This is a genomic window from Pseudomonas sp. ATCC PTA-122608 (genome assembly GCF_001952855.1).
Classification (GTDB): Bacteria; Pseudomonadota; Gammaproteobacteria; order Pseudomonadales; family Pseudomonadaceae; genus Aquipseudomonas.
Genome location: NZ_LPNO01000006.1, coordinates 135,054 through 148,946, shown reverse-complemented (window position 1 = coordinate 148,946; position 13,893 = coordinate 135,054). Strand labels below are relative to the sequence as shown.

Sequence of the window (13,893 nt, the reverse complement as noted above, 5' to 3'; positions counted from 1 at the left end):
CAGTGGGCTTGAAAAAGCCCTCAATAGCCTTCATCTTGTGTTGCAAGCCTATCGGATTTGGATCGAACGAATGACTGACACCCGCAACGGCGAGGACAACGGCAAGCTGCTCTATTGCTCCTTCTGTGGCAAAAGCCAGCATGAAGTACGCAAGTTGATTGCCGGCCCCTCGGTCTTTATCTGCGACGAGTGCGTCGACCTGTGCAATGACATCATCCGTGAGGAGGTGCAGGAAGCCCAGGCCGAAAGCAGCGCGCATAAATTGCCTTCGCCTAAAGAAATCAGCGGCATCCTTGATCAGTATGTGATTGGTCAAGAGCGTGCAAAGAAGGTTCTGGCCGTAGCGGTGTACAACCACTACAAGCGTCTGAACCAGCGTGACAAGAAAAGTGACGACGTCGAGCTCGGCAAAAGCAACATCTTGCTGATCGGTCCTACAGGCTCGGGTAAAACCCTGCTTGCAGAAACCTTGGCTCGCCTGCTGAACGTTCCCTTCACCATCGCCGACGCAACCACTCTTACCGAGGCCGGTTACGTAGGTGAAGATGTCGAGAACATCATTCAGAAGTTGCTGCAGAAATGCGATTACGACGTGGAAAAGGCCCAGATGGGCATTGTCTACATCGATGAAATCGACAAGATTTCGCGCAAATCCGACAACCCGTCGATCACCCGGGACGTTTCCGGTGAAGGCGTGCAGCAAGCGCTGTTGAAACTGATCGAAGGTACAGTTGCTTCCGTACCGCCACAAGGCGGCCGCAAGCATCCACAGCAGGAATTCCTTCAGGTTGATACGCGCAACATCCTGTTCATCTGTGGCGGTGCGTTCTCCGGTCTGGAAAAGGTTATTCAAAACCGTTCCACCCGTGGTGGCATTGGCTTCAGTGCAGAAGTACGCAGCAAGGAAGAAGGCAAGAAAGTCGGTGAATCCCTGCGTGAAGTCGAGCCTGACGATTTGGTCAAGTTCGGTCTGATCCCGGAATTCGTTGGCCGTCTGCCGGTCCTGGCGACGTTGGACGAGCTGGATGAGGCTGCGTTGATGCAGATCCTCACCGAGCCGAAAAACGCCCTGACCAAGCAATACGCCAAGCTGTTCGAGATGGAAGGTGTGGACCTCGAGTTCCGTGCTGACGCGCTCAAATCGGTGGCCAAGCGGGCACTGGAGCGCAAGACCGGCGCCCGTGGTTTGCGCTCGATCCTCGAAGGCGTACTGCTCGACACCATGTATGAAATCCCCTCGCAGTCCGAGGTGAGTAAAGTGGTGATCGACGAAAGCGTTATAGAAGGTAAGTCCAAGCCACTGTATATCTACGAAAACAGTGAGCCGGCTGCCAAGGCTGCGCCAGACGCGTAAGCGTTGCACCGCCGAGCTGTACAAAATAAAGGGGCCTTAACGGGCCCCTTTGTTTTTACTGCGTTTAACTGATGCCATTACGCTTGTTTTTTTTGCAGGCAGCCCCCATCTTGGTTTCAAGTTACTTTCATCTGTCATAGAGGCGAAATCATGAAGACAACCATCGAATTGCCTCTCCTGCCGTTGCGTGATGTCGTCGTCTATCCGCACATGGTTATCCCGCTGTTCGTGGGGCGCGAGAAGTCTATCGAAGCCCTCGAGGCCGCGATGACGGGCGACAAGCAGATCCTGCTGCTGGCCCAGAGAAATCCTGCTGACGATGATCCGGGCGAAGATGCCCTGTATCGCGTTGGTACCGTTGCAACTGTCCTGCAACTGCTCAAGCTGCCTGATGGCACCGTCAAGGTGCTGGTGGAAGGTGAGCAGCGCGGTGCGGTCGAGCGCTTCATGGAAGTGGACGGCCACCTGCGCGCCGAAGTGGCGTTGATCGACGAAGTCGATGCCCCTGAGCGCGAATCCGAAGTGTTCGTTCGCAGCCTGCTGTCCCAGTTCGAGCAATACGTACAACTGGGAAAGAAAGTCCCCGCAGAAGTCCTCTCTTCCCTCAACAGCATTGATGAGCCAAGCCGCCTGGTCGACACCATGGCCGCGCACATGGCGCTGAAAATCGAGCAGAAGCAGGACATTCTCGAAATCATCGATTTGTCTGCCCGGGTCGAACACGTCCTGGCGCTGCTGGATGCCGAAATCGACCTGCTGCAGGTCGAGAAGCGCATTCGCGGCCGTGTCAAAAAGCAAATGGAGCGCAGCCAGCGCGAGTACTACCTGAATGAGCAGATGAAGGCCATTCAGAAAGAGCTGGGTGACAGCGAGGAAGGCCACAACGAAATCGAAGAGCTGAAAAAGCGCATCGATGCCGCCGGCCTGCCAAAAGACGCCTTGACCAAGGCCACTGCCGAGCTGAACAAGCTCAAGCAAATGTCGCCGATGTCGGCCGAAGCCACCGTGGTTCGCTCGTATATCGACTGGCTGGTGCAGGTGCCGTGGAAGGCCCAGACCAAAGTGCGCCTGGACCTGGCCCGCGCCGAAGATATTCTGGACGCCGATCACTACGGCCTCGAAGAAGTCAAAGAACGCATCCTCGAATACCTCGCCGTGCAAAAGCGCGTGAAGAAAATTCGTGGACCGGTGTTGTGCCTGGTCGGTCCTCCTGGTGTGGGTAAAACCTCGCTGGCTGAGTCGATTGCTCACGCAACAAACCGTAAATTCGTACGCATGGCCTTGGGTGGTGTGCGTGATGAAGCGGAAATTCGTGGTCATCGCCGGACTTATATCGGTTCGATGCCAGGAAGATTGATTCAAAAGATGACAAAGGTGGGTGTGCGCAACCCGCTGTTCCTGCTTGATGAAATCGACAAAATGGGCAGCGACATGCGTGGCGATCCGGCCTCTGCCTTGCTGGAAGTGCTCGACCCCGAGCAGAACCACAATTTCAACGACCATTACCTGGAAGTCGACTACGACCTGTCCGACGTAATGTTCCTGTGCACCTCCAACTCGATGAATATTCCGCCAGCCTTGCTGGACCGGATGGAGGTGATTCGTCTGCCGGGTTACACCGAAGACGAGAAGATCAACATCGCTGTCAAATACCTTTCGCCCAAGCAGATTGCGGCCAACGGCCTGAAAAAAGGCGAGATCGAATTTGATGCCGACGCGATCCGCGACATCATTCGTTTCTACACCCGCGAGGCCGGTGTACGGGGCCTTGAGCGTCAACTGGCGAAGATCTGCCGCAAGGCCGTGAAGGAACATGCGCTGGAAAAACGCTTCTCGGTGAAGGTCACCGCTGAGCTGCTGGAACACTTCCTGGGCGTGCGCAAATTCCGTTACGGCCTGGCTGAGCAGCAGGACCAGGTGGGTCAGGTCACGGGCCTGGCGTGGACTCAAGTGGGCGGCGAGTTGCTGACCATCGAGGCCGCTGTTATCCCGGGCAAAGGGCAATTGATCAAGACCGGTTCCCTGGGTGACGTGATGGTCGAATCCATCACTGCCGCGCAGACCGTGGTGCGCAGCCGTGCGAAGAGCCTGGGAATCCCCCTGGACTTCCACGAGAAGCACGACACCCACATCCACATGCCGGAAGGGGCGACGCCGAAAGACGGCCCTAGCGCAGGCGTAGGCATGTGCACGGCACTGGTATCAGCCCTGACCGGCATTCCGGTGCGCGCCGATGTTGCCATGACTGGGGAAATAACCCTGCGTGGGCAAGTGCTGGCCATTGGTGGCCTCAAAGAGAAATTGTTGGCTGCACACCGTGGTGGTATCAAGACCGTGATCATTCCTGAAGAGAATGTTCGCGACTTGAAGGAGATTCCTGACAATATCAAGCAGGATCTGCAGATTAAACCGGTTAAATGGATTGACGAGGTCCTGCAAATTGCGCTGCAATACGCGCCGGAGCCCTTGCCGGATGTGGCTCCGGAGATAGTTGCAAAAGATGAAAAGCGCGAGACTGACTCTAAGGAAAGAATTAGCACGCATTAATACGTTTAAGCCTGGGGGCTTCCTTGACAGCTTTTTAGAGCCCTTGTTATAAAGCGGCTCTTAAGTGTCTGTAGGCCATTCAGCACTGGTTTTTGCTTTCACCAAAAAACTTAGAATCATACTCAATAGATATAAGGGGACTTAGAGTGAACAAGTCGGAACTGATTGATGCTATCGCTGCATCTGCTGATATCCCGAAAGCCGCTGCTGGCCGTGCGCTGGACGCAGTAATCGAATCCGTCACTGGCGCTCTCAAGGCCGGCGACTCTGTGGTACTGGTTGGTTTCGGTACTTTCTCTGTGACCGATCGCCCAGCTCGCACTGGTCGTAACCCACAGACTGGCAAGGCTCTGCAAATCGCCGCTGCCAAAAAGCCAGGTTTCAAAGCCGGTAAAGCCCTGAAAGAAGCCGTTAACTAAGCTTCTCTCAAGCCTTACCCATCCGGGTCGGACGCAGGTCTGACCTGGCAGCGGAGCGGCAGCTGACCCAAGTATCCATCGGGTCGCCACGCCGGGGGTGTGGGTTCAAACCCCCGTCCGCTCCGCCAGCTACGAGAAGGCGCATCCTCGGATGCGCCTTTCTTCTATCCGGACTCTACCCACGCTCCACGGTTGCCTAATTTTGAAGTTCAACCGTTTCTGGGGGACGCATGCTGCAGAATATCAGGGACAATTCACAAGGCTGGATTGCCAAGACCATTATCGGGATCATCGTCGCATTGATGGCGTTTACCGGTATCGAGGCTATTTTTCAGGCTTCGACCAACAACAAGCAGGACGTGGCCAAGGTCAACGGTGAAGAAATCACCCAAAGTGAACTGGGCCAGGCCGTCGACATGCAACGTCGTCAACTGATGCAACAGCTGGGCAAGGACTTCGATGCTTCCTTGCTGGACGAAAAGCTGCTGCGCGACGCCGCGCTCAAGAGCCTGATCGATCGCAAACTGCTGCTGCAGGGCGCGGCCGATTCGAAATTCGCTTTCTCCGAAGCCGCGCTGGATCAAGTGATCCTGCAGACACCGGAATTCCAGGTGGATGGCCAGTTCAACGCTGAGCGTTTCGACCAGGTGATCCGTCAGCTGGGCTATAGCCGTATGCAATTCCGCCAGATGCTGAGCCAGGAAATGCTGATCGGCCAGGTTCGTGCTGGTATTGCCGGCAGCGGTTTTGTGACTGATGCCGAAGTGCTGGCTTTTGCCCGTCTGGAAAAACAGACCCGCGATTTCGCCACCGCCAGCGTCAAGGCCAACCCTGATGCGGTGAAACTCACCGACGACGAGGTCAAGGCTTACTATGACCAGCACGCCAAAGAGTTCATGACCCCGGACCAGGTGGTCATCGACTATCTGGAGCTGAAGAAGGCTTCCTTCTTCGACCAGGTCGCGGTCAAGGACGATGAGCTGCAGGCTCTCTATCAGAAAGAAACCGCCAACCTCGCTGAACAGCGTCGCGCGGCGCACATCCTGATTGAAGTCAACGACAAGACCACCGACGAGCAGGCCAAGGCCAAGATCGAAGAGATCCAGGCACGCCTGGCCAAAGGCGAGAAGTTCGAAGCCCTGGCCAAAGAGTTCTCCCAGGATCCGGGTTCTGCAAACAACGGCGGTGACCTCGGTTTCGCCGGCCCTGGCGTCTACGACCCAGCCTTCGAAACAGCGCTGTACGCGTTGAACAAGGACCAGGTTTCGGCGCCGGTGCGTTCGAGCTTCGGCTGGCACCTGATCAAGCTGTTGGGCGTTGAGGCACCTGAAGTGCCATCGTTCGCCAGCCTGAAAGACAAGCTGACCCGCGAGCTCAAGACCCAGCAGGTTGAACAGCGTTTCGTCGACGCGACCAAGCAACTGGAAGACGCTGCATTCGAAGCTTCCGACCTGGCCCAACCGGCGTCGGACCTGAAGCTGACCGTGCACACCTCCGCGCCATTCGGCCGTGAAGGTGGCGAAGGCATTGCTGCCAACCGTGCCGTGGTGACCGCTGCATTCAGCCCTGAAGTACTGGATGAAGGTGCCAACAGCACCGCCATCGAGCTGGATCCGGAAACCATCGTGGTGCTGCGTGCCAAAGAGCACTTGAAGCCTACTCAGCTGCCGCTGGAAAGCGTTGCCACTGCCATCCGTGCCCAGTTGACCAAGGAGCGCGCAAGCGCTGCGGCGAAGACTCACGCGGACGAGCTGATTGCCAACCTGCGTGATGGCAAGACACCGCTGAATCAGCCGGTGGATGGCCAGGCCTGGAAAGTCACCGAAGCGGCCACCCGTGGCCAGGAAGGCGTCGAGCCAGCCGTGCTGCAAGCCCTGTTCCGCATGCCAAAGCCTGCGGCCAAGGACAAGCCAACCTTCACCAGCGTGACTCTGCCAGACGGTAGCCTGGTGATCGTGCGCTTGAACGCAGTCAACGAAGCCGCTGCCCCGACCGATGACGAGAAGGCTCAGTACCGCCGCTTCCTCGCGTCCCGTGTGGGCCAGCAAGACTTCGCCGCGTATCGCAAGCAGTTGGAAACCAAGGCTGAGATCAAGAAGTTCTGATCTCGTTACTGCCTGAATAAAAAGACCCCGGCCTGAAGAGGCCGGGGTCTTTTTTTATCCACTCAAGCAGCTGACTGAACCAGTCCTTGATTCAACGCGCAAACTTGAGCTTGCCCCAACTCAAGCCAATCACAGCCGCCAGGGTCGAAGCGCTCAGCACACTCAGCTTGGCAGCCGACAGCAGCGTCGGATCGGAGAAGGCCAGCGACGAGATGAAAATCGACATGGTGAAACCAATCCCGGCCAACAGGCCGACCAGGGCGACGCCGTTCCAGGTCACGCCTTCCGGCAGTTGGCAGATGTTCAGTTTGACCAGCACGAAACTCGCCAGCATCACCCCCAGCGGCTTGCCGAGCACCAAGGCCAGGATGACGCCCATGAACACGCCGTGGGGCAGCGGGTCGTCCAGATTGAACCCTTGCAGGCTCACCCCCGCGTTGGCCAGGGCAAACAGCGGCATGACGCCGAAGGCTACCCACGGGTGTAACCCGGCTTGAATCCGCTGCACCGGCGGCAACATTTCTCGCTGGGCCTTTCTCAACTGCTGCAACGGTTTGGCCACCTGATGAGCGCTTTCAGCGGGATGCGAAAGCCGGTCCATCAGTTCGTTAAATGTGCGCCCGATGGTGTCCAGCGGGCGTTCACGGGTGGGCCTTGAAATGACAGGCGTCATCAAGCCAAGCACCACGCCGGCGAGCGTAGGATGTACACCTGTCTTCAGCAGCCCGAACCAGACAATCGCCCCGGGCAGCAGGTACACAACCGCCTTGCCAATCCCCATCCGCTGAAAGACCAGCACCAGTGCCAGCCCGCAGGCTGCGATCACCAGGCCCATGTAGTCCAGGCTCGCGGTGTAGAAGATCGCAATGATCAGGATGGCGACGATGTCATCAATGATCGCCAACGCCAGCAACAGAATGCGCACGCCGGCCGGAATGGATTTACCCAACAGCGCCAGCACACCTACGGCAAACGCGATGTCGGTGGCGGTGGGCACCGCCCAGCCGCTGGCCGCTTCAGTGCCATGGTTGAGCAGGGTATAGAGCAGCGCCGGCATCAGCACGCCACCGAGTGCAGCGCCCAAGGGCAGGGTGGCCAGTTTCAGGTTGGCGAGTGCACCGTCCCTGATCTCCTGGCGAATCTCGGCGCCCACCACCAGGAAGAAGATGGTCATCAGCCCGTCGTTCACCAGGAAGTGCAACGAGCGCGAGACCGTGAAGTCTCCCAGCCCGATAGTGAGTGGGGTGTTCCAGAAGTGTTCGTAGGAATCGGCGACCGGGCTGTTGGCCCAGATCAGCGCGACAATCGCCGCCAGCAGCAACACGATGCCGCTGACGGCCTCGATGCGTGAAAACCGCTCCAATGCAGAAAGAGCGCCTTCGACCAAAACCTGGGGGCGAGGAATAGCAGGGTGTTTATCAGGCACGACAAGTCTCCATTGGCGGCCCGACCAATGCTTATCCTTTAACCTGCGCTGTGCCGTATGCAGCAGCGCACCCAGGGCGATCATAAGAGTTAAGAAACATTACGTCACGTTTCGTTTAAACATCGGTTAAACGCAGCGTCGCCATCAGGGCCAGCACGACCAACGCGACGACCGCCCACGGAAACGCTGTCACGCCCCAACCCTGTAGCAACATGCCGCCGAGCAGTCCACCGCCGGCGATGCCCAGGTTCCACACCGTCACCAGCATCGACTGCGCGGCATCGGCTGAATCCCCGGCCGACTTGGCCAGCGCTGTTTGCAGCAATGCCGGCAGGCCGCCAAACGCCAGCCCCCATAACGCCACTGTGGTGTAGATCACGGTCGCCGAGGTGATCCAGAACGCCAGCGCCAGGGCCGACAGTGCGAACATTGCGCAGCTGATCACCAACAACGCACGCAGCCGCTGATCAATCAACGCGCCGACAATCCAGATGCCCAGCAGCGCCGCCAGGCCAAATACCAGCAACACCTGATCGATGTCCGCCGCAATCCCGGCAGGTACCAGGAATGGCGCTATATAGGTGTAGAGAATGTTATGGGCCAGCACGTAGGTAAGGGTCACAAACAGCACCGGACGAATCCCGGGCAGTGCCAGCACCTGGCGTAGCCCCAAGCGTTTTTCCGCTCGCTGCCCGGCAAAGTCCGGAACCTGCCAGCGCACCCAGGCCAGCAGCACAACCGTAAGACCGGTCATGATCGCAAAGCTCAGACGCCAGCCCACCGTGGTGCCCAGGAATGTCCCGGCGGGCACGCCCAGTGACAGCGCCAAGGGCGCCCCGAGCATGGCCACGGCAATCGCCCGGCCTTGCAAGTGTGGCGCAACCATGCGGCTGGCGTAACCGGCGAGCAGCGCCCAAAGCAACCCCGCGAACACCCCGGCGAAGAACCTCGCCACCAGGGTCAGCAGGTAATCGCTGGAAAACGCTGTCACGCTGTTAACCAAGGCAAACCCGCCGATGGCAATCATCAGCAACGGCCGCCTGCGCCAGCCCCGGGTGGCGATGGTCAGGGGAATCGCGGCCAGCAGCGAACCAAGGGCGTAAAGGGTCACCAACTGGCCCACCAAGGCGTCGGACACCCCGAGCCCGGCGCCCATTTGCGGGAGCAAGCCCGCTGGCATGGCTTCGGTGAGGATGGTGATGAAGCCGGCGGTTGCCAATGCCAGCAAACCGCCCAGTGGCAGGCGTTCACGGCTCGCCGCAAGGGCCGGGGAGGGTAAGGCGTTGTCGCTCATGTTTATTGGCTCCGGTTTTCAAACGAAAGGGCAGGGAGCCAGAGTAGGGTGCTGCGCGGTGTAGAAAAACAGGCTAAGGTTCCGAACTTATCGGACGCCAACGTCCGCAATCTTCGGGAGCGAGACGATGGACAGCCTCGGCAGTATTTCAGTGTTTGTGCAGGTGGCGGAAACCCGCAGCTTTACCGAGGCTGGCCGACTGTTGGGAGTGTCGTCCTCGGCGATTGGCAAAAGCATTGCGCGCATCGAAGAGCGCCTGGGTGTGCGCCTGTTCCATCGCAGCACCCGCAGCATCACCCTGACCAGCGAGGGCGCGCTGTTTCTCGAGCGATCCCGACGGATCCTGGCCGAAGTCGAGGCCGCAGAGCAGGAGCTGAGCCAGGCATCCGCCACACCAAAAGGCAAGCTGCGCGTCAGCCTGCCCCAAGTGCGGGGCCTGTTGATGCCGGTGCTGACGGACTTCATGCGGGCCTATCCCGAGATCGAACTGGACGTGGACTTCTCCGACCGCATGGTGGATGTGATCGAGGAAGGCTTCGATGCGGTGATCCGTACCGGCAAACCCGAGGATTCGCGCTTGATGGCACGCCATCTCGGGTATTACCGCCTGGTGCTGGTGGCGTCCCCGGAATACCTGCGTCTGCACGGCACACCGCGCCAGCCCCGGGACTTGAATGACCACGCCTGTTTGCGCCACAAGTTCTGCGCCACCGGCAAGCTGGAAGCCTGGCCATTGCGCCCCGAACCTGGCCTGCCGGAGCCGGTCCTGCGAGCGCCGCTGGTCTCCACCACCATCGAATCGCTGATGTACGTGGCCCATGCAGGCCTGGGGATTGCCTGCCTGCCGGACTTCATGGTCCGCGAGTCGGTGGAGCAGGGCCGGCTGCAACGGGTGCTGGACTATTACCTGGACCACAGCGGCAGCTTCTGGATGCTCTGGCCATCAAGTCGCCATGCTTCGGCGAAATTGCGCGTGTTTATTGACCATATGGGCGAGCGGCTTTTTCCCGCAGACACCGTCCCATAAGGCTGTGACGTTTTACCGACAGGAATTCGCGCGCCAAGGCCACGTTCTGTTGCACAATACCGCCCTGACTGTTTTCCTCAGGATTTTCGATGTCGACATCATTTCACTTGCGTAGCCTCGGGTTGGCGCTGGTGCTGGCGGGCGCTGCGGGCTGCTCGTCACCCAAGACCGCTATTTATGAACATGAGAATTTCGACGACTCCGGTACGTTTTCCCGGGATTACCCGGTCAGTGATACCGCCGCCTGCGAAGCGGCGCGGCGTGCGCTGTTGAGCCAGGGTTACATCATTACCAGTAGCGATCCAAAGCTGGTGGCAGGTAACAAGAGCTTCCAGCAGACCGGCGAAACTCACCTGCAGATCAGTTTCAACGTGGTGTGTGCCGACGATGGCAGTGGCAATCATCACTCGACGATGTTCGCCAACGCCTTGCAGGATCGCTACGCGCTGAAGAAGGTCAACAACTCCGCGAGTCTCGGCGTGGGTGTGTTGGGCTCGGTGTCGATGCCGATTGGCTCCACCGATGACTCGATGGTCAAGGTGGCCAGCGAGACGGTGTCTGCGCCAAAGTTCTATGAGCGTTATTTCGCGCTGGTGGATGTTTTCCTGCCCCAGGAAGTGAAAAAGGCTGCGCATATTCCAGAGAAGCCCAAGGCTGACCTGGGCATTCCAGAACCGAAGGCAGCTCCGGTGGCCGATAAGGTGGAGGCGCCTAAAGAAGCGCCGAAAGAAGTGCCCGCCACCCCGGCTGCCCCCGTGACGCCGGCGGTTGAGCCAGCGGCATCGGAGCCGGTCGTACCGCCGGCAGAACCTGCACCGATTGCGCCAAAGGAAACCCCGGCACCTGCGCCGGAGGCTACCCAACCAACGCTGCCGGCGCCGACCGAAGCGATTCCGCCTCTGCCGACGCCTGCGCAGTAACTACACCGCTACGGGGTTGGCCTTGTCGACGTTGATCTCGTAGCGGCTGATCGCCTCCGCCACCTTGGTGCGGCTGATCAGGCCGTCATCCGCCAGCGCCTTCAAGGCCGCCAGTGCAATGAAATACCGGTCCACCTCGAAGAACTCACGCAAGGTTTCGCGGGTATCCGATTGCCCGAAGCCATCAGTGCCCAGCGCTACAAAACGCCGGCCCGGTACGAACGGGCGGATCTGGTCAGCAAAGATCTTCATGTAGTCGGTAGCGACCACCACGGGCCCGGGCTGGTCCTCCAGGCACTGCTCGACATAGCTGGTACGCGGCTCGCTTTCCGGGTGCAGCAGGTTCCAGCGCTCCACGGCATGGCCTTCCCGGCGCAGCTCGGTCAGGCTGGTGACGCTCCACACATCACTGGCCACGGCGAAGTCATCCCGCAGCAAATCAGCGGCGGCGATGACTTCGCGCAGGATCGAACCGCTGCCCATCAGCTGTACCCGTGGTTGCGCGGTGTCTTCAGCCGCCTTCAACCGATACATGCCCTTGAGAATCCCATCCTCGACGCCGTCGGGCATCGCCGGGTGCGGGTAGTTTTCGTTGAGCAGGGTGATGTAGTAGTAAATGTCCTCTTGCTCGACGTACATCCGGCGCATGCCCTCGCGAATGATCACTGCGAGTTCGAAGGCAAAGGTCGGGTCGTAGGAAATGCAGCACGGGATCACCGATGACAGCACATGGCTGTGGCCATCGTCATGCTGCAAACCTTCGCCCATCAAGGTCGTGCGCCCGGCGGTGGCCCCCAGCAGGAAACCCCGTGCCCGAGCATCGCCCGCGGCCCAGGCCAGGTCACCCACTCGCTGGAAGCCGAACATCGAATAGAAGATGTAGAACGGTACGGTCATCAACCCGTGGTTGGCGTAGGACGTACTCGCGGCGATCCACGAGGAAATGGCGCCGGATTCATTCAGGCCTTCCTGCATGATCTGTCCGTCCTTGCTCTCCTTGTAGTAGGAAAGCTGACCGGCATCCTGTGGGGTGTAGAGCTGGCCGACCGCGGAGTGAATGCCGATCTGGCGGAACAGGCTTTCCATGCCGAAGGTGCGGGACTCGTCCGGCACGATCGGCACGATCAACTTGCCCAGATTCGGGTCCTTGAGCAGGGTGCCAAGGATGCGCACGAAGGCCATGGTGGTTGAAATCGAGCGCTCGCCGGTGTCCTTGAGCTGGGTGGCGAAGGCTTCCAGTTCCGGGATCTTCAACGACTCGACCGCGCTGTGGCGAGCCGGTACGTAACCCCCTAACGACTGGCGGCGCGCGGCGAAATAGCGCGCTTCTTCGCTGTCGGCAGCGGGTTTGAGATAAGGGATTTCGGCCAGTTGATCGTCGGCCACTTCCAGTCCGAAGCGGTCGCGGAAAGCTTTGACGGCTTCAGCGCCCATCTTTTTCAATTGGTGGTTGATGTTCTGGCCTTCGCCGGCCTCGCCCATGCCGAAGCCCTTGACGGTTTTCGCGAGGATCACCGTAGGCTGGCCGCTATGGCGCACGGCGGCGGCATAGGCGTTGTAGACCTTGTCCGGGTCATGGCCGCCTCGTGAGAGTTTCCAGATATCGTCGTCGGACATGTCCGCCACCAGCGCCAGCAACTCCGGGTATTTGCCGAAGAAGTGTTCCCGCACGTAGGCGCCGTTTTGCGATTTGTAGTTCTGATAGTCGCCGTCCACACACTCCATCATGCGCTGGCGCAGCAAGCCGCTTTTATCCTTTTCCAGCAGCGCATCCCAGCCGCCGCCCCAGATCACCTTGATCACGTTCCAGCCGGCGGCGCGGTACAGGCTTTCGAACTCCTGGATCACCTTGGCATTGCCACGCACCGGGCCATCGAGTCGTTGCAGGTTGCAGTTGACCACGAAGATCAGGTTGTCGAGTTTCTCGCGCCCGGCCAGGGAGATAGATGCCAGGGATTCCGGCTGATCCATCTCGCCATCACCGAGGAATGCCCACACCTTTCGGCCCTGGTGTTGCTTGAGGTCGCGGAACTCCAGGTAGCGCATGAAGCGCGCCTGGTAGGCGGCGGTGATCGGTCCGAGGCCCATGGATACTGTAGGAAACTGCCAGAAATCGGGCATCAGCCGTGGGTGCGGATAGGACGATAAACCGTCGCCGCCGGCTTCCCGTCGGAAGTTGTCCAGTTGCGCTTCGCTGATTCGGCCTTCGAGGTACGCACGCCCGTAAATGCCCGGCGCCGAGTGGCCCTGGATGTACACCAAGTCGCCATCGAACCTCTCGGTACGCCCACGGAAAAAGTGGTCGAAGCCTACGTCATACAGCACGGCAGCCGACGCGTAGGTCGCGATATGCCCACCCACGCCGGAATGTTTGCCGGCGCGCAGCACCATGGCCATCGCGTTCCAGCGAATAAACGCATTCAGCCGCCGCTCGGTGGCCAGGTTGCCGGGGTAGGGCAACTGGCGGTCCACCGGGATGGTGTTGACGTAAGGCGTGGTCACCCGCCCGTAGAAGTCGCCATGCCGCGCCACGTCGAAATCCAGCAACTGATCAATCAGGTAATGCGCGCGCGGGCGGCCTTCGGTGGACAGCACCGATTCGATGGACTCCAGCCATTCGCGGGTTTCCTGTGGATCGTCGTCGAGGCGTACTGCAGTGTTCGGGGTCATGTCAGGCTCCAGGGTGGACGGGTTTCAGCGTGTGGGCTCCTTGTGGGAGCTTCGCGAATGTAGTTGCAATTGCAACTACATGACTGAATCTAGCGCGGGATGAGCTACTATTGCAACCTTCTTGAAATTCC

At 59.3% G+C, this 13,893-nt stretch carries 9 protein-coding genes; 6 read left to right on the top strand and 3 right to left on the bottom strand.

Features of this window, described 5'->3' with window-relative positions:
* Positions 1 to 70: 70 nt before the first annotated feature.
* The 4 genes from clpX to AU074_RS07810 all read left to right on the top strand — a co-directional run bounded on the left by clpX (position 71) and on the right by AU074_RS07810 (position 6,425).
* A complete protein-coding gene (gene clpX / locus AU074_RS07825) occupies positions 71 to 1,354 on the top strand; it encodes an ATP-dependent Clp protease ATP-binding subunit ClpX (RefSeq protein WP_003207856.1) in 1,284 nt (427 codons plus the stop codon).
* A gap of 150 nt (positions 1,355 to 1,504) precedes the next feature.
* A complete protein-coding gene (gene lon, locus AU074_RS07820) occupies positions 1,505 to 3,901 on the top strand; it encodes an endopeptidase La (RefSeq protein WP_076014237.1) in 2,397 nt (798 codons plus the stop codon).
* Positions 3,902 to 4,047: 146 nt separating this feature from the next.
* A complete protein-coding gene (locus AU074_RS07815; RefSeq protein ID WP_003174819.1) occupies positions 4,048 to 4,320 on the top strand; it encodes an HU family DNA-binding protein in 273 nt (90 codons plus the stop codon).
* A gap of 230 nt (positions 4,321 to 4,550) precedes the next feature.
* Complete coding sequence (locus tag AU074_RS07810; protein ID WP_076014236.1) at positions 4,551 to 6,425, top strand: SurA N-terminal domain-containing protein; 1,875 nt, start codon at positions 4,551 to 4,553, stop codon at positions 6,423 to 6,425.
* Between the two features lie 91 nt (positions 6,426 to 6,516).
* Here the strand turns inward: AU074_RS07810 and nhaA are convergent, their stop codons facing one another.
* A complete protein-coding gene (gene nhaA, locus AU074_RS07805) occupies positions 6,517 to 7,851 on the bottom strand; it encodes a Na+/H+ antiporter NhaA (RefSeq protein WP_076014235.1) in 1,335 nt (444 codons plus the stop codon).
* A 115-nt stretch (positions 7,852 to 7,966) separates the two neighbouring features.
* A complete protein-coding gene (locus tag AU074_RS07800; RefSeq protein ID WP_076014234.1) occupies positions 7,967 to 9,145 on the bottom strand; it encodes an MFS transporter in 1,179 nt (392 codons plus the stop codon).
* Between the two features lie 127 nt (positions 9,146 to 9,272).
* Between AU074_RS07800 and AU074_RS07795 the strand changes: the two genes are divergently transcribed.
* Both AU074_RS07795 and AU074_RS07790 read left to right on the top strand, forming a co-directional pair.
* Positions 9,273 to 10,172: a LysR family transcriptional regulator gene (locus tag AU074_RS07795; protein WP_076014233.1), complete on the top strand. Its 900-nt coding sequence runs from the start codon at positions 9,273 to 9,275 to the stop codon at positions 10,170 to 10,172.
* 89 nt (positions 10,173 to 10,261) lie between these two features.
* Entirely contained in the window at positions 10,262 to 11,092 is an 831-nt protein-coding gene (locus tag AU074_RS07790) for a DUF2242 domain-containing protein (protein WP_076014232.1), read from the top strand.
* Here AU074_RS07790 and aceE read toward each other — a convergent pair whose 3' ends face one another.
* The gene (gene aceE / locus AU074_RS07785; protein ID WP_076014231.1) at positions 11,093 to 13,762 is read right to left on the bottom strand and encodes a pyruvate dehydrogenase (acetyl-transferring), homodimeric type; all 2,670 of its coding nucleotides are present in this window, start codon (positions 13,760 to 13,762) and stop codon (positions 11,093 to 11,095) included.
* Between the last annotated feature and the right edge of the window lie 131 nt (positions 13,763 to 13,893).

Coding starts and splice junctions, on each gene's coding strand:
- AU074_RS07800 (WP_076014234.1), bottom strand. CDS start 9,145: ATGAGCGACAACGCCTTACCCTCCCCGGCCCTTGCGGCGAGCCGTGAA.
- AU074_RS07810 (WP_076014236.1), top strand. CDS start 4,551: ATGCTGCAGAATATCAGGGACAATTCACAAGGCTGGATTGCCAAGACC.
- AU074_RS07790 (WP_076014232.1), top strand. CDS start 10,262: ATGTCGACATCATTTCACTTGCGTAGCCTCGGGTTGGCGCTGGTGCTG.
- AU074_RS07795 (WP_076014233.1), top strand. CDS start 9,273: ATGGACAGCCTCGGCAGTATTTCAGTGTTTGTGCAGGTGGCGGAAACC.
- aceE (WP_076014231.1), bottom strand. CDS start 13,762: ATGACCCCGAACACTGCAGTACGCCTCGACGACGATCCACAGGAAACC.
- lon (WP_076014237.1), top strand. CDS start 1,505: ATGAAGACAACCATCGAATTGCCTCTCCTGCCGTTGCGTGATGTCGTC.
- clpX (WP_003207856.1), top strand. CDS start 71: ATGACTGACACCCGCAACGGCGAGGACAACGGCAAGCTGCTCTATTGC.